18 protein-coding genes are annotated in these 20500 nt (G+C 70.3%); 9 read left to right on the forward strand and 9 right to left on the reverse strand.

The window, feature by feature from the left end:
- Positions 1-83: 83 nt before the first annotated feature.
- Complete coding sequence (locus tag ACN469_RS39150) at positions 84-971, reverse strand: patatin-like phospholipase family protein (protein WP_498776735.1); 888 nt, start codon at positions 969-971, stop codon at positions 84-86.
- An 84-nt stretch (positions 972-1055) separates the two neighbouring features.
- Here ACN469_RS39150 and ACN469_RS39155 point away from each other — a divergent pair, with 84 nt between their 5' ends.
- A complete protein-coding gene (locus ACN469_RS39155; RefSeq protein WP_498776736.1) occupies positions 1056-1952 on the forward strand; it encodes an ArsR/SmtB family transcription factor in 897 nt (298 codons plus the stop codon).
- Entirely contained in the window at positions 1949-5458 is a 3510-nt protein-coding gene (gene metH / locus ACN469_RS39160) for a methionine synthase (protein WP_498776738.1), read from the forward strand. Before ACN469_RS39155 ends, metH begins: the two co-directional genes overlap by 4 nt.
- A 99-nt stretch (positions 5459-5557) precedes the next feature.
- Here metH and ACN469_RS39165 read toward each other — a convergent pair whose 3' ends face one another.
- Complete coding sequence (locus ACN469_RS39165) at positions 5558-6157, reverse strand: outer membrane beta-barrel protein (RefSeq protein ID WP_498776740.1); 600 nt, start codon at positions 6155-6157, stop codon at positions 5558-5560.
- A 133-nt stretch (positions 6158-6290) separates the two neighbouring features.
- Between ACN469_RS39165 and ACN469_RS39170 the strand changes: the two genes are divergently transcribed.
- Entirely contained in the window at positions 6291-7382 is a 1092-nt protein-coding gene (locus ACN469_RS39170; protein ID WP_498776742.1) for a uroporphyrinogen decarboxylase/cobalamine-independent methonine synthase family protein, read from the forward strand.
- A 16-nt stretch (positions 7383-7398) separates the two neighbouring features.
- Here ACN469_RS39170 and ACN469_RS39175 read toward each other — a convergent pair whose 3' ends face one another.
- From ACN469_RS39175 to ACN469_RS39185, 3 genes are all read right to left on the reverse strand, one after another.
- The gene (locus tag ACN469_RS39175; protein WP_498776744.1) at positions 7399-7611 is read right to left on the reverse strand and encodes a DUF2934 domain-containing protein; all 213 of its coding nucleotides are present in this window, start codon (positions 7609-7611) and stop codon (positions 7399-7401) included.
- Between the two features lie 170 nt (positions 7612-7781).
- Complete coding sequence (mutY, locus tag ACN469_RS39180) at positions 7782-8864, reverse strand: A/G-specific adenine glycosylase (RefSeq protein WP_498776800.1); 1083 nt, start codon at positions 8862-8864, stop codon at positions 7782-7784.
- Positions 8865-9145: 281 nt separating this feature from the next.
- On the reverse strand, positions 9146-9970 hold the full coding sequence (locus ACN469_RS39185) for an SDR family oxidoreductase (RefSeq protein ID WP_498776746.1): 825 nt from the start codon (positions 9968-9970) through the stop codon (positions 9146-9148).
- Positions 9971-10079: 109 nt separating this feature from the next.
- Here ACN469_RS39185 and ACN469_RS39190 point away from each other — a divergent pair, with 109 nt between their 5' ends.
- Positions 10080-11054 (forward strand): PD-(D/E)XK nuclease family protein, encoded by a 975-nt coding sequence (locus ACN469_RS39190; RefSeq protein WP_498776748.1) that lies wholly within the window; start codon positions 10080-10082, stop codon positions 11052-11054.
- Between the two features lie 4 nt (positions 11055-11058).
- Here ACN469_RS39190 and ACN469_RS39195 read toward each other — a convergent pair whose 3' ends face one another.
- Positions 11059-11946 carry a tRNA threonylcarbamoyladenosine dehydratase gene (locus ACN469_RS39195; RefSeq protein ID WP_498776750.1) on the reverse strand — a complete coding sequence of 296 codons (888 nt, stop codon included), beginning with the start codon at positions 11944-11946 and terminating at the stop codon, positions 11059-11061.
- Between the two features lie 28 nt (positions 11947-11974).
- The gene (locus ACN469_RS39200; protein WP_498776752.1) at positions 11975-12772 is read right to left on the reverse strand and encodes a TatD family hydrolase; all 798 of its coding nucleotides are present in this window, start codon (positions 12770-12772) and stop codon (positions 11975-11977) included.
- 118 nt (positions 12773-12890) lie between these two features.
- Here ACN469_RS39200 and ACN469_RS39205 point away from each other — a divergent pair, with 118 nt between their 5' ends.
- A complete protein-coding gene (locus ACN469_RS39205; protein ID WP_498776754.1) occupies positions 12891-14396 on the forward strand; it encodes a TolB family protein in 1506 nt (501 codons plus the stop codon).
- 251 nt (positions 14397-14647) lie between these two features.
- Here ACN469_RS39205 and ACN469_RS39210 read toward each other — a convergent pair whose 3' ends face one another.
- Positions 14648-14890 (reverse strand): hypothetical protein, encoded by a 243-nt coding sequence (locus ACN469_RS39210; protein ID WP_498776756.1) that lies wholly within the window; start codon positions 14888-14890, stop codon positions 14648-14650.
- Positions 14891-15297: 407 nt separating this feature from the next.
- Here ACN469_RS39210 and ACN469_RS39215 point away from each other — a divergent pair, with 407 nt between their 5' ends.
- Together ACN469_RS39215 and ACN469_RS39220 are read left to right on the forward strand one after the other, a co-directional pair.
- Positions 15298-16380, forward strand: a complete 1083-nt coding sequence (locus tag ACN469_RS39215) for a zinc ribbon domain-containing protein (RefSeq protein ID WP_498776758.1) — start codon at positions 15298-15300, stop codon at positions 16378-16380.
- Between the two features lie 13 nt (positions 16381-16393).
- On the forward strand, positions 16394-17356 hold the full coding sequence (locus ACN469_RS39220; protein ID WP_498776760.1) for a hypothetical protein: 963 nt from the start codon (positions 16394-16396) through the stop codon (positions 17354-17356).
- Between the two features lie 18 nt (positions 17357-17374).
- Here ACN469_RS39220 and ACN469_RS39225 read toward each other — a convergent pair whose 3' ends face one another.
- Positions 17375-17956 carry a Maf family protein gene (locus tag ACN469_RS39225; protein WP_498776762.1) on the reverse strand — a complete coding sequence of 194 codons (582 nt, stop codon included), beginning with the start codon at positions 17954-17956 and terminating at the stop codon, positions 17375-17377.
- 107 nt (positions 17957-18063) lie between these two features.
- On the opposite strand from ACN469_RS39225, the gene ACN469_RS39230 reads away from it, so the two are divergent.
- The gene (locus tag ACN469_RS39230) at positions 18064-19281 is read left to right on the forward strand and encodes a metallopeptidase family protein (protein WP_498776764.1); all 1218 of its coding nucleotides are present in this window, start codon (positions 18064-18066) and stop codon (positions 19279-19281) included.
- A gap of 5 nt (positions 19282-19286) precedes the next feature.
- A complete protein-coding gene (locus tag ACN469_RS39235) occupies positions 19287-20474 on the forward strand; it encodes a class I SAM-dependent rRNA methyltransferase (RefSeq protein ID WP_498776766.1) in 1188 nt (395 codons plus the stop codon).
- Positions 20475-20500 lie beyond the last annotated feature (26 nt).

Genomic DNA, 20500 nt, shown 5'->3' on the forward strand with positions numbered 1-20500 from the left:
AGGTGGTGCAGGACCGCTGCCTGATGGTGGACCACCGACGCTACGGCGGGCGCTGAAGGCCGAGCGCGCCCGCGAGGGTCAGCTCACCACTGTGCCTGGGCGAATGGCACGGGAGGCCGGGCCAGCGAGACGGCGGCGGCCAGGCGCGCCTGGTCCAGGGCGTCGAAGCCGCGCTCCATGGTGGTGGGCGTCACCGGGGGCAGGTTGGAGACGACGACGTAGACGGGAATCTGCCGGCCCTCCAGCACGGTGAGCTGGAGGCGGAAGTGGTCCCTGCGCAGCGCGGCCGAGCCCGCCGCGAGCCCCTGCGCGTACGCCATGGGGCCGCCGACCACCTTGCGCGTCTTGCTCGGCAGGAAGTGCACGAGGATGGCGTCCAAATCCTTCCCCACGCTGCTGTCATGCAGCGACAGCGCGGGCGCCTTGTCCACGAGCCCGCCGTCCCAGTACAGGTTGCCCTCCAGCGGCACCGCGCGGAACAGGCCCGGGTACGCGCAGGTGGCGTGGACGCGCGGGGCCAGCTCGCCCGTGGTGAACACCTCGTGGCTGCCCAGCGTGAGGTTCGCGCCGACGAGCAGCAGCGGGTGCGGCAGGTCCTCGAACGTCCTGGCGCCCAGCGTGTCCTCGAGCAGCCTGCGGAAGCGCTCGCCCTTGAGCAGGCCCGTCAATCCGTGGCCGTTGGCGTCCGCGTTCATCACCGCGCCAATCGGGTCCGGGTCCCAGAAGTTGGCCCGCGTCTGGCGCAGCACCAGCTCTTCAATCGCGTGCACCGGCATGCCCGCCGCCGCGTAGGCCGCCACCATGCCGCCCGCGCTCGTCCCCGCGTACGCATGCGGCTTGAGCCCCGAGCTCGCCAGCCCCTTGAGGAAGCCGGCGTGCCCATAGAAGCCGAAGTAGCCCGCGGAGAGGACCAGGCCAAACCGCTTGCCTTGGAGGAGCTGGTGCAGGGAGGGAGACGCCATGTCCCACATCTACCACTGTTCGCCATGAAGCACGCGGTGCGTCGAAAGTCCGCTGGCCTCCGTTAGGGCATCGACGTATGTTGATGCGGCGATATGGAAGCCCTCTCCCAATCCTTCCGGGCCCTCGGAGACCCGACGCGGCTGCGCATCCTCCGGCTGGTGGCGGAGGCGCCGCTGAACGTGACGGAGCTGGTGTCGCTGGTGGGCGTGGCGCAGTCGTCGGTGTCGCACCACCTGGGGAAGCTCAAGGGGTTGGGGCTCATCCGCGAGGAGCGGCAGGCGGGCTTCAGCTACTACTCGCTGGCGCTGGAGGGGGATGACACCCGCTGGCCCCTCATCCGGTTGGCGAGGGAGGCGGAGGACGCGGCGGGTGACTCGGCGCGGTTGATGGACCTCTTGCGCGCGCGCGAGGACCGGCAGGCGCTCAACGAGCGGCTCCTGGAGCCGGGCCAGTCCTGGTTCCTGTGGGCGGGCGCGCTGGCGTCGCTGCTGCCGCCCCTGGACGTGGCGGACTTCGGCTGCGGCACGGGGGTGTTGAGCGTGGCCATCGCCCGCTGGGCGCGGCACGTGTGGGCCATCGACCAGAACGCGGCGGCGCTGGAGCAGGCGCGCGAGCGGGCCGGACGTGAGCAGGCCACCAACGTCACCTTCCTGTGCGAGGACCTGCAGCGACTGTCGCTGGAGCCGGGGCGGATGGACCTCGTGGTGATTTCTCAGAGCCTCCACCACGTGGAGGACCCCGCCAGCGTGCTGGCGGAGGCTGCGCGGCTGCTGAAGCCGGGCGGCAGGTTGGTGTTGCTGGAGTTGATGCCGCACGAGGAGCGCTGGGTGGTGGAGCGGCTGGGCCACCGCCACCTGGGCTTCGAGCCGGCGCAGTTGGAGACGGCGCTGCGTGAGCGGGGCTTCGCGTCGCTCACGCGCGAGGCTCATGCCCGCGACGGTGCCAGCCCCTTTCGAGTCTTTCTGCTGACTGGAGTGAAGCCATCATGACGAGTCCCGCTGCCCTTCCGCCCCCTTCTGGAGAGAACGGTCGCCGCGTGGAGGCCCTGCGCACCGCGATGCGTGAGCGCGTGCTGGTGCTGGACGGCGCCATGGGCACGCTGCTGCAGCAGCTGGACCTCAAGGCCGAGGACTTCGGCGGCGCCGAGTTCGAGGGCTGCAACGAGAACCTGGTCCTCACCCGACCGGACGTCATCAAGGACATCCACGCGCGCTACTTCGCGGCGGGCGCGGACGTGACGGAGACGGACAGCTTCGGCGGCACGCCGGTGGTGCTCAACGAGTTCGGCCTGGGGCACAAGGCGCTCGAAATCAACGCGGCCTCCGCGCGACTGGCGCGTGAAGCCGCCGCCGAGGCCGAGGCGAAGGACGGGCGGATTCGCTGGGTGGCGGGCTCGGTGGGCCCGACGACGAAGGCCATCAGCGTCACCGGCGGCATCACCTTCGAGGAGCTGGTGGAGAACTTCGCGGTGCAGGCCGAGGGCCTCGCGCTCGGCGGCTCCGACTATCTCCTGGTGGAGACGGCGCAGGACACGCGCAACATCAAGGCGGCGCTGCTCGGCATCGAGCGCACGTTCCGCAAGCTGGGCTACTCGCTGCCGGTGGCGGTGTCCGGCACGATTGAACCCATGGGCACCATGCTCGCGGGGCAGAGCGTGGAGAGCCTGGCCGCGTCGCTGGAGCACGTGGAGTTGCTGTACCTGGGGCTCAACTGCGCCACGGGGCCGGACTTCATGACGGACCACCTGCGCTCGCTGGCGGCGCTGAGCTCGTTCCCGGTGTCGTGCGTGCCCAACGCGGGCCTGCCGGACGAGAACGGCAACTACCTGGAGACGCCGGAGATGCTCGCGCGCTCGCTCACGCGCTTCTGTGAGCAGGGCTGGCTCAACGTGGTGGGTGGCTGTTGCGGCACGCAGGAGGGCCACATCCGCGCGCTGGCCCAGGCGGTGAAGGGCTTGAAGCCGCGCTCGGCCCTGCCCAAGCCCCGCTCCACGCTGTCCGGCGTGGACTACCTGGAAGTGACGGACGAGCTGCGCCCGGTCATCGTCGGCGAGCGCACCAACGTCATCGGCAGCAAGAAGTTCAAGGAGCTCATCGTCGCGGGGCAGCTGGAGGACGCCTCGGAGATTGCCCGCGCGCAGGTGAAGCGGGGCGCGCAGATAATCGACATCTGCCTGGCCAACCCGGACCGTGAAGAGCTGGAGGACATGCGCGAGTTCCTGGAGGTGGTCATCAAGAAGGTGCGCGTGCCCTTGATGATTGACTCCACCGATGAGCGCGTCATCGAGATGGCGCTGACGTACAGCCAGGGCAAGGCCATCATCAACTCCGTCAACCTGGAGGACGGAGAGGAGCGCTTCGAGAAGGTGGTGCCGCTGGCGCGCCGCTTCGGCGCGGCGCTGGTGGTGGGCTGCATCGACGAGATTGGCATGGCCGTGACGCGCCAGCGCAAGCTGGAGGTGGCGGAGCGCTCGTTCGAGCTCTTGACGAAGAAGTACGGCATGAAGGCGGAGGACCTGTACTTCGACCCGCTCGTCTTCCCGTGCGCCTCTGGCGACGCGCAGTACACGGGCAGCGGCGTGGAGACGGTGGAGGGCGTGCGGCTCATCAAGCAGCGCTTCCCGCAGTGCCGCTCCGTGCTGGGCATCTCCAACGTGTCCTTCGGTCTGCCGACGGCGGGCCGCGAGGTGCTCAACTCCGTGTTCCTGTACCACTGCGTCCAGGCGGGCCTGGACATGGCGCTGGTCAACTCGGAGAAGCTGGAGCGGTACGCGTCCCTGCCCGAGGAGGAGCGCAAGCTGGCGGAGGACCTGCTCTACAACCGGGGAGCGGATCCGGTGACGCCGTTCGCCGCGCACTTCCGCGAGCGCAAGCCCGCCAAGGCGCAGGTGAGCACGCTGCCGCTGGAGGAGCGGCTCCAGCGCTACATCATCGAGGGCTCGCGCGACGGCCTCTTCGCGGACCTGGAAGCGGCGATGGCGAAGTACCCGCCGCTGGAAATCATCAACGGGCCGTTGATGAAGGGCATGGACGAGGTGGGCCGGCTCTTCGCCGCCAACGAGCTGATTGTCGCGGAGGTGCTCCAGAGCGCCGAGTCGATGAAGGCGGCGGTGGGCTTCCTGGAGCCGCACATGAGCTCCGCCCAGGCGGCGATGCGCGGCAAGATTGTCCTGGCCACGGTGAAGGGTGACGTGCACGACATCGGGAAGAACCTGGTGGAGATCATCCTGGCCAACAACGGGTTCCACGTCGTGAACCTGGGCATCAAGGTGCCGCCCGAGCAGTTGGTGAAGGCGGTGCGCGAGCACAAGCCGGACATCGTCGGCCTGTCGGGGCTGCTGGTGAAGAGCGCGCACCAGATGGTGGCCACGGCGGAGGACTTGAAACGCGCGGGCGTGGACGTGCCGATTCTGGTGGGCGGCGCGGCGCTCAGCCGCAACTTCGTGGACCGCAACATCGCTCCGGCTTACGGCGGCGGCACGGTGGCCTACGCGCAGGACGCGATGAACGGCCTGGACCTGGCGAAGCAGATTGTGGACCCGTCCTCGCACGCGAAGCTGCGCGGAGAGCTGGCCGAGCGCCGCGTGAAGCTGGCGCAAGAGGTGAAGGAGCGGCCTCGCGTGGAGGCTCCGACGTCGCGTGCGCGCAGCGCGGAGATTCGCATCCTGGACACGGTGCCCGTCGCGCCGGACTGGGAGCGGCACGTGCTGACGAACACGCCGCTGGACCACATCTGGAAGTTCATCAACCCCGTGATGTTGTACGGCCGCCACCTGGGCCTGCGCACGTCGTCGCGCGCGCTGGGGACTCCGGCGGAAGCGGAGCTGGCGAAGACGGAGGAGGGGCGCAAGGCGCTGGCGTTGAAGGAGGCGGTGGAGGAGCTCAAGGGCATGCTGCGCGGCGGGCTGATGCAGGCGCGCGCGGTGTTCCAGTTCTTCAAGGCGGGCAGCGACGGCAACCGGGTGGTGCTCTTCGACGGGACCACGGGCAAGGAAGCGGCGTCCTTCGACTTCCCCCGGCAGGACCGCGAGGGCGGGCTGTGTCTGGCCGACTACCTGCGTCCGCTGGAGCGCGGCGTGCCCACGGACAACGTGGGCATGTTCGTGGTGACGGCGGGCTCGGGCATTCGCGAGCTGGCCGAGGGCCTCAAGGTCAAGGGCGAGTTCCTGAAGATGCACGCGGTGCAGGCGCTCGCGCTGGAGACGGCCGAGGGCTACGCGGAGCTGCTGCACACGCAGCTGCGCAGCATGTGGGGCACGCCGGACAAGCAGGACATCACGATGCTGGAGCGCTTCCGCGCGGAGTATGCGGGCAAGCGTTACTCGTTCGGCTACCCCGCGTGCCCTCGGCTGGAGGACCAGTCCAAGCTCTTCGTCGCGCTGCGCCCGGAGGACATCGGCGTGCAGCTCACCGACGGCTGCATGATGGAGCCGGAGGCGTCCGTGTCCGCCCTCGTCTTCCACCATCCGCAGGCGTCGTACTTCTCCGTGACGTGAGCCGAAGGCGCGGTGAGGCCCGGGGGGCGGGCTGCACCATCCCGGGCATCGTGCTCTCCCGTGACGTGAGTAGCGGTGCCGTGAGGCTCGGGTGGACTGTCAGAACCGTCCGCCCAGGCTGAGCCCGGCGGTGAAGAGGTCGCCGCTGTCGTCGGCGCCGGGGGCGAAGTCTCCGCCGCCGGCGAACACGCGATAGGTGGCGCGGGCGCCCGCCGTCACTCCGTTGTACCGGTACTCGAGTCCGGCGGTGAGCGGGACTTCGGCCAGGAAGGTGTCGTCGAACTGGCGTGCATTGGCCTCGGACGTCGCGTCCAGGTAGCTGACGCCCACGCCCGCGCCGACGAAGGGCTTCCAGCGCTCGCGCACGGTGGGCCCCACCTTGGCCAGCGCGCCCAGGTTGTGGCGCCACAGCGTGGCGTTGTCGATGTCAGCGAAGCCGTTGGCGGAGCCCTCGTAGCCCAGCTCCAGTCCCATCGACGGGAGCAGCTGCGCATCCGCCTGGAGTCCGATGAACGTGCCCACGTCCACCTCCGTGCCCAGGTCGCCGGTGTAGGCCGTGACACCGCCTCGGACGGTGAGGCCGGGGGCTCCGAAGAACGGCGCCGCCTGCTGCTTGCGCGGCGGGTCCTTCGCGAGGGAGGGAGCAGCCCATCCCAGGGCCGCCAGCAGGAAGCCTGCTCGCCAGCTTGGACGCACCATGTCGGATTCCTCCTCCTTTGGACGCCCCGAGGGGCCTCTGGCAAGGATGAGGTCGTCCCGTTCAGGGAAGGCCCGGCGCCCGGGGAAGCCCGAGCCGCCCCGCTGGCGGAGGGAGCGAGTAGACTCCGCGGCCATGAGCGCCCCGAACATCCGCCGAGCCGTCCAGCTACTGCCCGCCTGTGCGACGACGGGCATTGGAAGCCTGCCCCATACGCAGGTGGAGCTGGGGCTCCAGGTCGCCCTGTCGATGGACATCCCGTTCCTCCCGCAGCTCCCGGTGGGAAAGCCCTCGGAGCTGATGATTCCCGCGGCGCTCGAGGGCCTGCCGGGCCTGCGCTTCGACGAGGAGGGCCTGTGCACGGTGGACCTGAAGGCCTGGGAGGAAGGGCGCGGCGAGTTCGAGGCGAAGCTGGATGCGGCCCTCGCCGCGGGGACGCTGGAGGCGTACGAGCCCACCCCCGAGGCCTGCCGCGCGTGGCGCCCGTTCCTGTGGGAAGTGGAGCATCGCAAGCTGGCGTTCGCGAAGGCGCAGCTCGCCGGTCCGTTCACGGTGCGCTCGGTGGCGCGCACGGACTCGGGCCTTTCCGCGCTGGAAGTCCCGGGACTGGACCAGGTGATTTTCCGACTGGTGCTGGCGCGCTCGCTGGCGATGGTGAAGGCGCTGCGACGCGCGGGCACCACGCCGCTGTTCTTCCTCGACGAGCCGGGGCTCTACGCCTTCCAGCGCATCAACCCGCGTCACCTGCTGGCGATTCAGGAGCTGAGGCTCCTGGTGGTGGCGCTCCAGCGTGAAGGCGCGCTGGTGGGGCTGCACTGCTGTGGCAACACGGACTGGGCCGCGCTGCTGGACGTGCAGCCGGACCTGTTGTCGCTGGACGTGCGGCTGTCGCTCGACGCGATGCTGGAGGAGCGCGAGGCGCTGGAGCGCTACCTGAACTCTGGCGCGACGCTGAGCCTGGGCATCATTCCCACGGACCTGGCGTCGACGTACGAGGTGACTGAGCTGGCGGACTCGGTGGAGGCGTCACTGAAGGCCGCGTTGCCTCGCGGCTTCACGTTCCCTCGGGCGGTGTCGACGGTGTTGCTGACGCCCGCGTGCGGACTGGCGATGCGCACGGTGCTGGACGCGGAGCGAGTCCTCTCCGAGCTGAAGGTGGCGCAGCGCAGGCTGCGTGGAGCGCTCGACGCCGAGCGCCCCGTGTTGCACTCGCCACCTCCGCACTGAACTGAGCGCGGTGCGACTACTGGCGGCCGAGCTTCAGCTCACGCTCGGCTTGCTGCCAGTCCTGGTCGTGACTGCCGTGGTTGCCACCTCGCGCCAGATAGATTTCGTAGGCGCGTCGGGCAATCTGTTCGTGTGGAATCGGGCCGCGTGAGGCCTTGGACTCGTTGGCGTGTTCCTTGGGCTGCGTCGCCGTATGCGGGGTCGACTTGTGTGTGCTGTTGCGAGCCATCGAGGCGCCTCCGGGAAAGGGCGCGCGAAGCTTGAGTCCCGGGTGGTGCTGGCGAAAGCGACCCGGTGAGTCGGAGGTTGACGACGCAACACGACGAGTGACGCCGTGTCGCGAGCTGGACAGCAGGGCCATGTGACGTGACTCGCGAGACAGGGCGAGCAGGCACGGACCTACTTCAGCGCGGTCATCGCCGCATCGAGCGCGCGCTGCATCGCGGTGCTCATGCCGAGCGTCGCCGCCTGGGACGGTGTGCACCACCTCAGCTCCTGGAAGGCGGCTGAGCGGGTGGGGCGCAGCGGGCCCGACACGCGGTAGAGGCGCAGCGTGAGGTCGCGGTGGGTGAGCTGGCGCTTCACGGTGCCCAGCAGGGCCTCCAGCTTCACGCCCGCCCCCAGCGCGGCGGTGAGGCGGAGCGTGGTCTCCGGCTCAGTGGAGGCCTCGTCCACCTCGGCGGCGGGAAGCTCCCAGAGCCCACCGAAGAGGCCGGAGTCCGCGCGCCGCGCGAACAGCAGGGTGTCCGCGTGGGCCCACACGGCGAGGGCCAGCGTGAGCTTCTTCGGCGCGGCGCGCACCTTGGCGGGAGGCAGCTCATCCACGCGGCCCTTGCGGAAGGCGACGCAGCCGGTGCGCACCGGGCACAGCAGGCACAGCGGGTTCTCCGGGCGGCACGTCGTGGCGCCGTGCTCCATGAGGGCCTGGTTGAAGTCACCGGGCCGCTCGCCCTTCACCAGCAGGGTGGCGAGCTCCCAGAGCGTGGCCTCGCGCTCGCGGTCTCCGGGGAGGCCTTCGACTTCAAAGAGGCGCGACAGCACGCGAGCGACGTTGCCATCGACGAGCGGCGCCTCCTCTCCGTAGGCGATGGAGGCCACCGCGCCGGAGGTGTAGCGGCCGAAGCCGGGGAGGGTGAGCAGCTCCGCGGCGGTGGAGGGCAGCTTGCCACCGAAGCGCGACACCATCTCCTGCGCGGCGCGGTGCAGGTTGCGCGCGCGGGTGTAGTAGCCCAGGCCCTTCCATCCGGAGAGCACGTCATCGAGTGGCGCGGAGGCGAGGGCGAGCAGGGTGGGGAAGCGCTGGAGGAAGCGCTCCCAGTAGGGAATCACGGTGGCCACCTGCGTCTGCTGGAGCATGACCTCGCTCAGCCAGATGGCGTAGGGGTCCTTCGTGCGGCGCCAGGGCAGGTCGCGCTTGTTGCGGTCGTACCAGTCCAGCAACGGCCCACGGACCGAGGCGAGGTGCGTGGCGCTCGGCGTCACCGTGGGAACACGGGTCGACGCGGCGGCGCGCTGCGGACGACCGCGCTTCGCACGAGGCGTCTCCACGGGCGCGGACTCATGCGGCGCCTCGGCGACAGGGGCCGAGGCCTGGACCGGCGCGGTGTCAGGCGAGCGCGGAGGTCGACCACGGCGCGGACGGGACACGTCCCTGTCCTGCGCCTTCGCGGGGCCCTCCGGGGCCACCGCAACCGGGTCCAGCATCCCGAGCTGCGTCTGGGTGTCCGGTGTGGCGGCGCGCTTCGCGGGGCGACTGCGGGGACTCATGCGTCTTTCTTCACGGGGTTGGCCATGCGGTGGGCAACGCGGTCGAACAGGCCGGGGACGAACCGGTTGGCCAGTACCATGACGCGACCGGGGAGGGTGAGGATGGTGTCGCGCCGTCCGCGCACGCTCGCGCGCACCATCGAAGCGGCCACTTCCTCCGACGACATGGCCTTCAACGGAACGGCCGCCTGCGCCCAGCCCTCCGCGTTCAACCGGTGCTCGCGAAACTCGCTCTCGGTAAGGCCAGGGGACACGAGCAGCACGCGGATGCCCTCCGTGGCCAGCTCCGTGCGCAGCGACTCCGTCATCGCATTCACCGCGGCCTTCGACGCGCAGTACCCGCCCAGCAGCGGCAGCCCGCGATGGCCCAAGACGGAGCTGACATTCACCACCTGCGCCCCACGCCGTCCACGCAGCAACGGCAGCGCGGCGCGAGTCACCCGCCACAGCGCGAACACGTTCAGCTCGAAGACCTGTCGGAGCTGCTCCTCGCTGATGGACTCCAGCGGCCCGTAGAGGCCCTGGCCCGCGTTGTTCACCAGCACGTCCAGTCCACCGAAGGCGGTGAGCGTCTCGCGCATCAGGTGCTCCACATCCTCGCTGCGCGTCACGTCGCACCGCACGCACAGTGCCCTGACGCCGAGGGACTCCACTTCACGGGCCGCGTCCTCCAGCCGCTCCAGGCGCCGCGCGGCGAGTACGACATGCGCCCCCGCCGCGGCGTAGGCTCGGGCGGCCGCGCGGCCGATGCCGCTGGAAGCCCCTGTGATGAGGACCACTCGCTCCTTGAAGGGTTGGCTCTTCATGGTGGCGGGGACCATACTCTCGGGGTAACCCACCCGGACTGGCATTCAACCCACCCGGAGGGCTCGTTTCCCCGCCTGTTCCCCTTCTGGCTGAGCGAGCGAACGCCTAGGATGCGCCGCTTCCATGCGGCGCCCCCCTCTCAGCAACGACTTCTCCTGGTCCAAGAGCCGCCACGAGAAGTTCTCCGAATGCCTGCGCTCCTACTACTTCTACTACTACCGCTCGTGGGGCGGCTGGGAGTCGGACGCGCCGAGGGACGTGCGGGAGCTGTACGTGCTGAAGAAGCTGGCCAACCGCTTCAGTTGGGCGGGCAGCATCGTGCACGAGCAGATCAAGGACGTGCTGCTGGACTGGCGAGCGGGGCGCACGGTCGACCCGGCCGCGGTGGAGGCGCGGGCTCGCAAGGTGATGCAGGACGACTTCCGGCACTCGCGCGGGAAGCTCTACTGGACGCAGAAGTACCGCAAGCCCTTCACCGGGCTCGTCGAGCACGAGTACGGCGACGTGCTGCCCGACGAGGCCTGGAAGCAGAACTGGGAGACGGTGCGCGCGGCGCTGGCGTGGTTCTTCACGTCGCGCTGGCCCGTCATCTCCAAGGGCCTCAAGCCCGAGCAGTGGCTGGAGGTGGACGCGGGCTTCGACTTCGCCCACTTCACGCTGAACGGGCTGAAGGTGTTCGCCATCCCCGACTTCGCCTTCGTGGACACCGACGGCACGCCCGTCGTCGTGGACTGGAAGACGGGCAAGTCTCGCGACGGCTATGACGAGCAGGTGCTGGGGTACGCGCTCTACGTGTCGCAGCGCTACCGCTTCCCGGTGGAGAAGGTGCGCGCGTCGCTCGTGTACCTCAACGAGGGCAAGGAGCAGGACGTCCAGGTGGACCTGGGCGCCATGGCGTCCTTCCACCAGCACTTCGAGACGAGCGTGGCGAAGATGCGCTCGCTCCTGAAGGACCCCGCGACGAACACGCCGCTGGACGCGTCCGCCTTCCCGACGTCGGAGTCCCTGTCGCCGTGCGTGCGCTGCGTGTTCCGCCGTCCCTGCGGGCGCGAGGCCGCCGTGGCGGCGCACCAGGCCGCGCCCCAGCAGGTGGCGTGAGGCGCTAGCGGGTGGAGGCCAGCCGGCGCACGACGACGCCGGCCGCGTTCATCCCGAAGCACGACGTGACGAAGGACACGCTGCCGTCAATCTGCGTGCGGTGGTCGCACGTGTGGAAGTCGTTGTCGTTCGGGCACACGCAGAGGAAGCCGTCGGTGGAGTCGTCGTACTTGAGGGCCACCGGCATGCGCCGCGCTTCGATGGAGTAGACGGCGGTGATGCCGGTGTGCCGCTCCGTCTCCACGCCGTACTTGCGCTTGAGCAGCTTGCGGATGTCCTTGGCGAACGGGTCCATGTGCGTCTCGGACAGGTCCTCCACGCGGATGGCCGTGGGGTCCAGTCGCGCGGCGGCGCCCATGGAGCTGACCACCGGAATGCCCAGCGTCACGCAGCGGTGCAAGAGGTGCAGCTTCGCCTTCACGTTGTCGATGGCGTCGACGACGAAGTCGTACTGGCCGGCCTGGAGCATCTGCTCGGCGACGTCCTCGCGGTAGAACTCACGCACGGCCTCGACTCGCGCCTCCGGGTTGATTTCCCGGCAGCGCTGCGCCATCAGGTCCGCCTTCGGCTTGCCCACGGCCTTCACCGTCGCGTGGAGCTGGCGGTTGGTGTTGGTGACGCACACGTCATCGTGGTCCACCAGCGTGAGGTGGCCGATGCCGCTGCGCACCAGGCCCTCGGCCGCGTAGCTGCCCACGCCGCCCAGGCCGAACACCACCACGCGCGCGTTGGCCAGCCGCTCCATCGCCGTGTCGCCCAGCAGTCGACCGGTGCGGTCGAAGCGCCGGGACAGCTTGAAGGGTCGGGCGAGCGAGCCCGTGGCCTCGTTCGGCGCAGTGACGGGCTGGGACTCGGGCTGGGGAGGGGCGGGCGGTGGGGGCTGCGGGTTCATGGGAGTCCTCTATAACGCGACCGCTCGCCTACCGCGAAGCGGGGGGAAAACCTTCCCGGAACAGGCGGCGGGCATTCTCGGTCGTCCGCTGGGCGACCTCGTCGAGGGGCTCCCCCCGCACGCGCGCCATCCCCTCCAGGATGTGGGGCAGGTAGGCCGGCTCGGAGCGGCCTCCCCGGTGGGGGGTGGGCGCCTGGTCCGGCGCGTCCGTCTCCGCCATCAGCCGCTCCAGGGGAATGGCGCGCAGCGCGTCCAGCGGCTTGCGCGCCTCCGCCCACGTCACCGGGCCCGCGAAGGAGAAGTGGCAGCCCTTCTGGAGATAGAACTTCGCCAGCTCCACGCCGCCGCTGTAGCTGTGCATGAGCACGCCCGCCTCCGGCATCGTCTCTTCCTTGAGCAGCTCGATGAGCGCGGGATGGAGCCGGTGACAATGCATCAACACGGGCAGCTGGTGCTTGCGCGCCAGCGCCAGGTGGCGCCGGAGCACCGACACCTGCCGCTCCAGGGGTGCGCCTGGGAGGGAGGGGCCGTCGAGTCCACACTCGCCCACGGCCACCGCGCCGCCCTTCGACAAGAGCACGTCGAGCAGCTCCAGCGCCGCGTCGTCCTCCTCCGGCGTCATCTCCGGCAGGAGCTGGGGATGGATGCCCAGGCCCACCTGGAGGCGAGGCTCCTGTCGAGACAGCTCCAGCAAGGGCTCCCAGTCGTGGGTGCCCACGCCGGGGATGAGGATGCCCTGGAGCCCCGCGGCCCAGGCGCGCTCCAGCACGAGGGTCCGATCCTCATCGAATCGAGTCGCGTCGAGATGGCAGTGGGTGTCGATCATTCATCACGCTGTGGGCAATCGCCGTTCAATCAGAAACACGCTTGTGGAACCCACCCTGGGGAACCATCGCGGGCATTTTCCCGAGGCTATACGCCCTGCTCTCTTTTGGAGGGGCAATATGGACAAGCGAATCGTCGGCGCGCTGTGCTGCGCGCTGTGGGTACTCTCGTCGGGGTGTTCTGACGAGTGCGTCGACCAGTTCGACTGTCGCGCGGACAATGGCCAGCCCGCTGAGGGGCAGGAGTGGGTCTGCAACGACGACAATAAGTGCGAGCAGCGTCCCATCCCCGCGCCGCCCACGCCGGACGCGGGTGAGCCGGATGCAGGCGAGCCGGAGGCAGACGCGGGTGTTCCGGATGCAGGCGAGCCGGACGCGGGTGAGCCGGATGCGGGGCCGGTGGACGGTGGCGGTCAGGGCACCGCGGGGAAGGGCGAGAGCTGCGCGGCCTCCGGGGACTGCATCGCGGGTCTGCGTTGCGAAGGCGACCCGCTGACGTGTCAGGCGCAGCATGTCGCGGTGACGGGGCGTGACGACGCGGGCGTCTCCAAGGCGCTGGTCATGCGCTACGACACGCCGGGAATGACGGCGCTGTCGGATGGAGACACGGACAGCCGCTACCCGCGCTGGGGCCCGGGCGGCACGCGCGTCTCCTTCGCGCAGGGCGCCGTGGACACCTCCGCGGAGAAGGTCGCGGGCAACCTGACGGTGCGCGACATCCCGCTCGTCGCGGGGCAGGCCAACGTCCTCGCCGACGGGGGCTCGGGCAACACGGAGAGCTTCCGCTCCATGGAGTGGGCGCCGAGCAGCTACATCGCCTGGGTGCGGCAGAATGGCAGCAGCCGCTCCGGCATCTCCGTGGTGTCCACGGATGCGGCGGGCGGCGTGGTGACTCAGGCCACGGCGACGGGCGCGTTCCCGGACTGGGCGCCTGACGGCACGACCTTCGTCTACAACATCTCGGGCGAGGGGCTGCTGACCTCCACGCTCGGCGCCGCGCCGACGCCGCTGACGGCAGCGGGAACCACCGCGGAGCAGGCCCACTACAATCACACCAACTCCCAGCTCCTGTTCCTCGCCAACCCGAACAACGAGACGGTGGTCTTCTCCGGAGACCCCATCCCCGTGCCGCTGTTCCGGCTGCACTCGGTCAACGTGACGGGCGGAGGCCAGCCGCAGGTCGTCGCGGACGTCTCCTCGGAGGCGGCCACGGACGGCACCATCAACACGTTCATCGCCAGCCCCATCTGGGCTCCGGATGGGACCTGGTCCGCGTACGTGCGCGCGTACTACTTCAAGCCCACGACGGGAGACGCGGTGCTGTGTGGCGGTGCCCCCTCGCCGTGCGAGACGCGCCCGGGCAACGTCATCTTCCTACGCGCCATCAACCCGGCGGATGGCACCGCCACCGGCACCGAGGTGCGGCTCGCGGATGACGGCACGCTCCCGTCGTTCTCTCCGGACGGCCGCTTCGTCGCCTTCATCAAGGCGGGCCAGCTCCACGTCCAGCAGATCGACCCGGCCACTGGCGCGCTGGTGAACGCGGCCATCGTCCACCCGAGGGCGGGCTACACCCTCCAGACGAGTGACAGCGACGACCACCGGCCGCGCTGGCAGCCCCGGTAGTCAGTCCGTCCTTCGTGGTGCGCGGCCCGCGTTCCGGTGAGGTGTCCGGGGCGCGGGCCGTTGCGTCCTCCACGCGCGACGCGTCGGGCCTTGCGGCTCGGGGTGTCACCGGAACAGGCAGGAGCCCGGGTCCGAGCAGGGCGGGCCCAGGCCTCGGAGGACTCGGATGAAGACGGGCCTGTTGAGGCTCGGTGTCCTCGCGAGCGAGTGACGCCCGGGGCGAAGCCCGGCTGCCCTTCCTGTGTGACGCTTCAGCCTACGACGATGATGCGGCGCCCCAGCGCCCGCGCCATCTGAGGCGAGGTCATCAACTCCAGCGCTTCACCGAGCTCGCCACCGGCCGTGTCGAAGGCCGCGGCGATGACTTCCCCCACGGTGAGCTGGGCCTTCTCCGCGGCCACCCGGGCCCGCTGAGCCGTCCGCCGGAGCGCCGGCATCACCCGGCGACCCTGCCTGCGGACCGTGACGCTCTTGCGTGTCGTCCTCTTGGCCATGTGCTCCTCCCACCACGCGGTTCAGGGCGGGTGAGTACACCTGGGGTCTGACATATGCAGACGAGGTGCCAGTCGGCAGGTCACCTGGCAGGTAACGCGCACTACGGGTTTTCCCTGTGATGAAGCAGGGTTCCAGGTTCACCACCGCACGGTAAACGTCGGGGTTCGGAACCGATTCCTCGTTCTGTCGAGATTTTTCGTTCAGCCAGCCCGGTAATCTCTACGTTTCGTTCAAGAGTTGAGAGTCGGCCAGAAGCCGCAAGGACTGTGAGTGTGCTCAGTCTTGAATGACTCAGGTGTCATCCGAGCCCCGCCCTTTTTGTCGAAAAATTGGCAGTGCGGGGTGCGGGCTGACACGCGGGTCGCGCTCTCGTGGGGAGAGTGTTCAGTGCGCTATACGCCGGCTCATGCCTCAGACCCTTTGCCCGAGCTGCGGTCATAGCCCCATCCCCCGGGGTGCCACTGCCTGTCCGTCCTGCGGCGAGCCCTTCGACTATCTGCAGTCGTACAAAAAGGTCGGCCGCACGCGGCTGGACCGGATTGGGGCCCCGGTGGACGACGAGGCCACGGTGTTCGGTGGCGACCTGGTGACGAGCGCGGTGTCCGCGCATCCGGGGCCCGCGGCGGGCGTGCTGGGCGCGAGCGCGGCGGCGTGGTTCCTGCGCGCGGGTGGGGTGCTGGGCTCGCTCCAGGACCCGTCGTGGACGTACGGGCTGGTGGCGTTGAACCTGGTGCTCGCGCTGGTGCTGGTGCTCAACCGGGGCCCCGCGAAGGGGCTCGCGCAGACGGGCCTGGTGGTGCAGCTGCTGGCCACGGCGTGGCTCGCGCGCGAGGCTCCGACGGCTCCGGTGCACGTGGCCTACTTCGCGCTGGGCCTGGTGGCGCTGACGCTGGTGGTGGGCGAGCCGGGCGTGGCGCGGCGGTACGCGGGCCTGGGCCTGGGGCTCGCCATGGTGCTGGTGTCGGCGGCACTGCTCGCGATGCCGGGGACGTTGACGCCCGGTGGCGGCGGTGGAGTGCGGCAGCTCCTGGTGGGCAGTGAGCTGGGGTACCGGCTGGAGCTGCCCGTGGGGTGGGAGCGGCTGACTCGCGAGCAGCTCTCCACGCACCTGCGGCTGCCCACCGCGACGCTGCATGGCAGTGGCGTGGGCTTCGGCGACGCGGCGCGGGGGCGCTATGGCCTGCTGTGGGTGGAGCGCACGCCGGGCGTGTCCCTGGCGACGGGCTGTCAGGAGCTGCTGCGCTCGCTGGGTGGAGCGTCGGACGCGCCGTTGACGCGGCCCGCTCCGGCGGCGCTGGGTGGGCGTACGCAGCTGTACGCGCTGAACACCTCGGCGGGAGCGCGAGGCACGCTGGGCTGCGGGCTCCTGGTGGATGGTCGACTGGTGGGGCTCGCCGTGGTCGCCGCCGGGTCGGGTGATGCACAGACGGGCGAGGCGCAAGGGGCCGCGGCCTTCGCGGCGGTGGGCGAGGGGCTCGCGTTGCAGTAAAGGGCGGCCCGCCATGAACGTTCAGGTCCTCTTCCACGACAACTGCTTCGACGGTGCCGCGAGCGCCGCGGTGTTCTCCCGCTTCTATCGGGAGTGCGTCCGCGCGGACGCGGCCTTTGGCTATCAGGGGCTGAATCACAAGCCGGGCGCGGAGGGCATCGACCCGGCGGTGTTCACCGGCGAGGAGAACGTCATCGTCGACTTCCGCTACAGCCAGGACGCGCGGCTGACGTGGTGGTTCGACCACCATGCCTCCGCCTTCCAGCAGCCGGGGGACGAGGCGCACTTCCGCGCGGACACCAGCGGGCACAAGTTCCACGACGGGCACCGCAAGAGCTGCACGAAGTACCTGGCGGACATCGCGCACGAGCGCTTCGGGTGGGATGCGTCGCCGCTCTCGGACCTCATCCACTGGGCCGAAATCATCGACGGCGCGCAGTTCCCGTCGCCACAGATGGCGGTGGCGCTGGAGGAGCCCGCGCTGCGCATCATGACGGTGCTGGAGGCGAACAAGGACCCTGCGCTCATCCCCGAGGTCATCCGGCGCATGCAGTCGGAGTCACTCGCCCAGCTCGCCGCGTCGCCGCTCATCGCCACGCCGCTGGCTCCGCTGCTCTCGCGTCACCAGGGGAACATCGAGCTGGTGCGCGCGAAGGCCCGCTACGAGCGCGGCGTCGTCTTCTTCGACCTGGTGGACGAGGGCGTGGACAGCCTCAACAAGTTCATCGCGTACGCGCTCTATCCGGACGCGCGCTACACGCTGTGGGTGGGCAAGGGCGCCTCGCGCGCCAAGGTGTCGATTGGCTCCAACCCGTGGAAGCCGGAGCTGCGCAAGCATGACCTGTCCGCGATTGCGGGCCGGTTCGGCGGTGGCGGTCACCCGGTGGTGGCCGCGGCCAGCTTCAAGGCGGACCAGTCCGACAAGGCCCGCGCCGCGTACCAGGAGATTCTCGCGGAGCTGTCCACCGCGGGCTGACGGAGGCTGTGCGCGGCGCTACCGGCGCTCGAAGAACGAGAAGCCGGCCTGCCGCAGCAGTCGCACCACCGTCACCATGGGCAGGCCCTGCACGTTGGCGCGGTCTCCTTCCAAGCGCGCCAGCAGCGCCTGTCCCGCGCCTTCCACGCGGTAGCTGCCGCAGCATCCCTCCCACTCGTTCAAGTCGAGGTAGCGCTCCAGCTCGTCGGGCGTCACCGAGTGGAAGGTGAGGCGGGCCGTCTCCACGGCTTCTTCGAGGTGGCCTCCGGGGCCGACGAGGCAGACGCCGGTGTGGATGTCGTGGGTGTGACCCAGCAGCTTGCCGAGCTGGGTGCGCGCGGCGTCGCGGTCCACGGGCTTGGTGAGCGTCTCGCCCGCGACTTCGACGAGCTGGTCGGCGCCCAACACCCAGGAGTCCGGGTGGCGCGCATGGACCGCGCGGGCCTTGCGGGCCGCCAGCTCCCGCACGGCCTTCTTGGCGGACAGGTGGGGGGCCACCGCTTCGTCCACGCCCGGGGACTGGGCGCGGTAGGGCAGGCCCAGGCCATCCATCAACGCGCGGCGGGCGCTGGATGTGGATGCCAGAATCAAGTCAGTCATGGGGCTCCCACCCTAGTTCACCCCAGCGCCGGAAGGGCGCCGCCCGCCGAGCGAGCATGCACGTCCCCGCTTCCCGGCCACGAGGTGATGCCGTAGCCTCACGCCCCATGTCGCGGCGCGGTCTGCTCGCCCTCTGTCTCCTCCTCACCGCGTGTAAGCGGAACGCCTCGGCCCCGGAGACGGGAGACGCCGGTCCGCCGGAGGTGTCCGCGGTGAAGGCCCCGGCGGCGAACGCCGCTCCGGTGGACGGTGTCGAGGGCGCCTCGCGTCCGGTGCAGCCGCTCGCGGTATGTCGCGCGCAAGGCAGCTCCCCGCTGGATGCCGCGCGCGGGTACTACGACGGTGGCCGCTTCGAGGAAGCGCTGTCCTGCGCGGCGCAGGCGGCGGCCCTGGAGCCGGACCTGGCGGCGGCCCATGCCGAGCGCGGCGTGGCGCTGGCCGCGCTGGGGCGCGAGCCGGAGGCGCAGCTCGCCTTCGCGCGGGCGCTCGCCATCGACCCGGGAGACGCGGACGCGCTGCTGGGCGCGGCGCACCTGTACGCGGTGCAGTTGCCCTCCACGCGCGAGCGGGACGAGCTGGGCACGCTCTACGCCGAGCGAGGCCTGTCCCACCCCGGCACGCCCCCCGAGCTGATTCCCCACCTGGCGCTGGTGGCGGCCATGGCCTTCAACGACCTGGGCCAGGCGGAAGAAGCCCTGGCGCGCGCCGCCATCGTCCTGGCCCGGGAGCCGGGAAGCCGCGAGGCGCTCTACGAGCGAGCCCTGGCCCTCTTCGAGCTGTGTCGCTTCTCCGAGGCGAAGGCGGCCTTCCAGGGGCTCGTCGCCGACGCGGAGCGCGCCGCGCACGCGCACCAGCACCTGGGCCTGTTGCTGGAGCGCGAGGGCAAGTGGAAGTTGGCGCAGGGGCACTTCGACAAGGCGCGGACCCTGGCGCCCGAGGACTTCCCGACGCCGCCCCTGCCTGGCGAGGACGCCTTCCGCGTGGACGTGGCGCGCGCCGTGTCGGAGCTGCCCGTGGACATGCGGGGCGACCTGGAGGGCGTGCCCGTCACCGCGGAGGAGCTGCCGGCCGAGAGCGACTTGCTGGCCAACCAGCCGCCGCTGTCGCCCACCATCCTTGGGTTGTTTCGAGGGCCGCCCCTGGGCTCGCCGTGCGACGGAACGGAGACGCCGTGCCGCTCCGTGGTGCTCTACCGACGCAACCTGGCGAGGGCCGTGCGCACGCCGGCGGAGCTGCGCGAGCAGATTCGCGTGACATTGCTGCACGAAATCGGGCATCTGCGAGGGGAGGACGATGAAGAACTGGCCGCGCGCGGCCTGGAGTGACGCGAATGGCCATCCCCGTAACGCTTCCCGTTGCACGTACGACTCCCAAGGGCGCGAAGTCCCTGCGCACCGGCAATCCCTGGCTGTACCGCACCGAGCTGGCCGCCCCGCCCGACGTGACGGGCCCCGGCGCGGTGGTGCTGGTGGTGGACTCGCAGGGCAACCCCATTGGCCAGGCTCTCTATGCGAGGCGCTCACCGCTGGCGCTGCGGCTGCTGACGCGCAAGCCTCCTCGCGAGCAGCCGGTGAACGACCTGTTCTTCCGCCGTCGCCTGGAGGCCGCGCTCGCGCGCAGGTCCTCGCTGTCCGGGCGCGACGGCCTGCGTCTGGTGCATGGTGAGTCGGACCAGCTGCCCGGCCTCTTCGTGGACCGCTACGGCAAGGGCCTGACGCTCCAGACCCTCTCCGAGGGCATGGACGCTCGCAAGGAGTCCCTGGCGAAGATGCTGGTGGAGCTCACCGGCGCCACCCACGTGGTGTGCCGCGACGACGCCTCCGGCCGCGACTTCGAGGGCCTTCCGCGCGAGGCGCGCTTCCTGTACGGCGAGGGCGAGTCGCGCTTCACGTACCACGAGGGCGAGAACCGCTTCGAGGTGGACCTGCTGGGCGACATGAAGACGGGCGCCTTCCTGGACCAGGTGGACAACCACCTGCGCGCCGGAGAGCTGGCGCGCGGCGAGGCGCTGGACCTCTTCAGCTACCACGGCGGCTTCGCGCTGGCCCTGGCTCGCACCTGCGAGTCGGTGCTCGCGGTGGAGCAGGACGAGAAGGCCGCCTCGCGCATCGGTGACAACGCCCGCGCCAACAACCGGACGAACGTCAGCGTGGAGAACGCCAACGCCTTCGATGTGCTCAAGCGCTTCGACTCACAGAGCCGGCGCTTCGACACCATCGTGTTGGATCCGCCGGGGCTCGCCAAGCGCCGCGAGGGTCTGGAGACCGCGCTGCGCGCGTACCACGAGCTGAACCTGCGCGCGCTGCGCTGCTTGAAGCCGGACGGACTGCTCGTCACCTGCTCGTGCTCCGGCAAGTTGGATCGCGCGGGCTTCGAGGAGATGCTGCTCGGAGCCGCGGCGGACGCCAAGCGCCCGGTGCAGATCCTGGAGCGCCGGGGCGCGGGCCTGGACCACCCCGTGCTCGGTGGGTTGCAGGAGACGGAGTACCTCAAGGCCCTCTACGTGCGCGCCCTCTAGCAGCGCGCACGGGGACCGGGGGGCTG

Origin of the sequence: Corallococcus terminator, assembly GCF_049194865.1 — a bacterium.
Taxonomy (GTDB): domain Bacteria; phylum Myxococcota; class Myxococcia; order Myxococcales; family Myxococcaceae; genus Myxococcus; species Myxococcus terminator_A.

What these genes read in the sequence shown, in the direction of transcription:
- ACN469_RS39150 (WP_498776735.1), bottom strand. Translation starts at nt 971, where the DNA reads ATGTGGGACATGGCGTCTCCCTCCCTGCACCAGCTCCTCCAAGGCAAG.
- ACN469_RS39155 (WP_498776736.1), top strand. Translation starts at nt 1,056, where the DNA reads ATGGAAGCCCTCTCCCAATCCTTCCGGGCCCTCGGAGACCCGACGCGG.
- metH (WP_498776738.1), top strand. Translation starts at nt 1,949, where the DNA reads ATGACGAGTCCCGCTGCCCTTCCGCCCCCTTCTGGAGAGAACGGTCGC.
- ACN469_RS39165 (WP_498776740.1), bottom strand. Translation starts at nt 6,157, where the DNA reads ATGGTGCGTCCAAGCTGGCGAGCAGGCTTCCTGCTGGCGGCCCTGGGA.
- ACN469_RS39170 (WP_498776742.1), top strand. Translation starts at nt 6,291, where the DNA reads ATGAGCGCCCCGAACATCCGCCGAGCCGTCCAGCTACTGCCCGCCTGT.
- ACN469_RS39175 (WP_498776744.1), bottom strand. Translation starts at nt 7,611, where the DNA reads ATGGCTCGCAACAGCACACACAAGTCGACCCCGCATACGGCGACGCAG.
- ACN469_RS39185 (WP_498776746.1), bottom strand. Translation starts at nt 9,970, where the DNA reads ATGGTCCCCGCCACCATGAAGAGCCAACCCTTCAAGGAGCGAGTGGTC.
- ACN469_RS39190 (WP_498776748.1), top strand. Translation starts at nt 10,080, where the DNA reads ATGCGGCGCCCCCCTCTCAGCAACGACTTCTCCTGGTCCAAGAGCCGC.
- ACN469_RS39195 (WP_498776750.1), bottom strand. Translation starts at nt 11,946, where the DNA reads ATGAACCCGCAGCCCCCACCGCCCGCCCCTCCCCAGCCCGAGTCCCAG.
- ACN469_RS39200 (WP_498776752.1), bottom strand. Translation starts at nt 12,772, where the DNA reads ATGATCGACACCCACTGCCATCTCGACGCGACTCGATTCGATGAGGAT.
- ACN469_RS39205 (WP_498776754.1), top strand. Translation starts at nt 12,891, where the DNA reads ATGGACAAGCGAATCGTCGGCGCGCTGTGCTGCGCGCTGTGGGTACTC.
- ACN469_RS39210 (WP_498776756.1), bottom strand. Translation starts at nt 14,890, where the DNA reads ATGGCCAAGAGGACGACACGCAAGAGCGTCACGGTCCGCAGGCAGGGT.
- ACN469_RS39215 (WP_498776758.1), top strand. Translation starts at nt 15,298, where the DNA reads ATGCCTCAGACCCTTTGCCCGAGCTGCGGTCATAGCCCCATCCCCCGG.
- ACN469_RS39220 (WP_498776760.1), top strand. Translation starts at nt 16,394, where the DNA reads ATGAACGTTCAGGTCCTCTTCCACGACAACTGCTTCGACGGTGCCGCG.
- ACN469_RS39225 (WP_498776762.1), bottom strand. Translation starts at nt 17,956, where the DNA reads ATGACTGACTTGATTCTGGCATCCACATCCAGCGCCCGCCGCGCGTTG.
- ACN469_RS39230 (WP_498776764.1), top strand. Translation starts at nt 18,064, where the DNA reads ATGTCGCGGCGCGGTCTGCTCGCCCTCTGTCTCCTCCTCACCGCGTGT.
- ACN469_RS39235 (WP_498776766.1), top strand. Translation starts at nt 19,287, where the DNA reads ATGGCCATCCCCGTAACGCTTCCCGTTGCACGTACGACTCCCAAGGGC.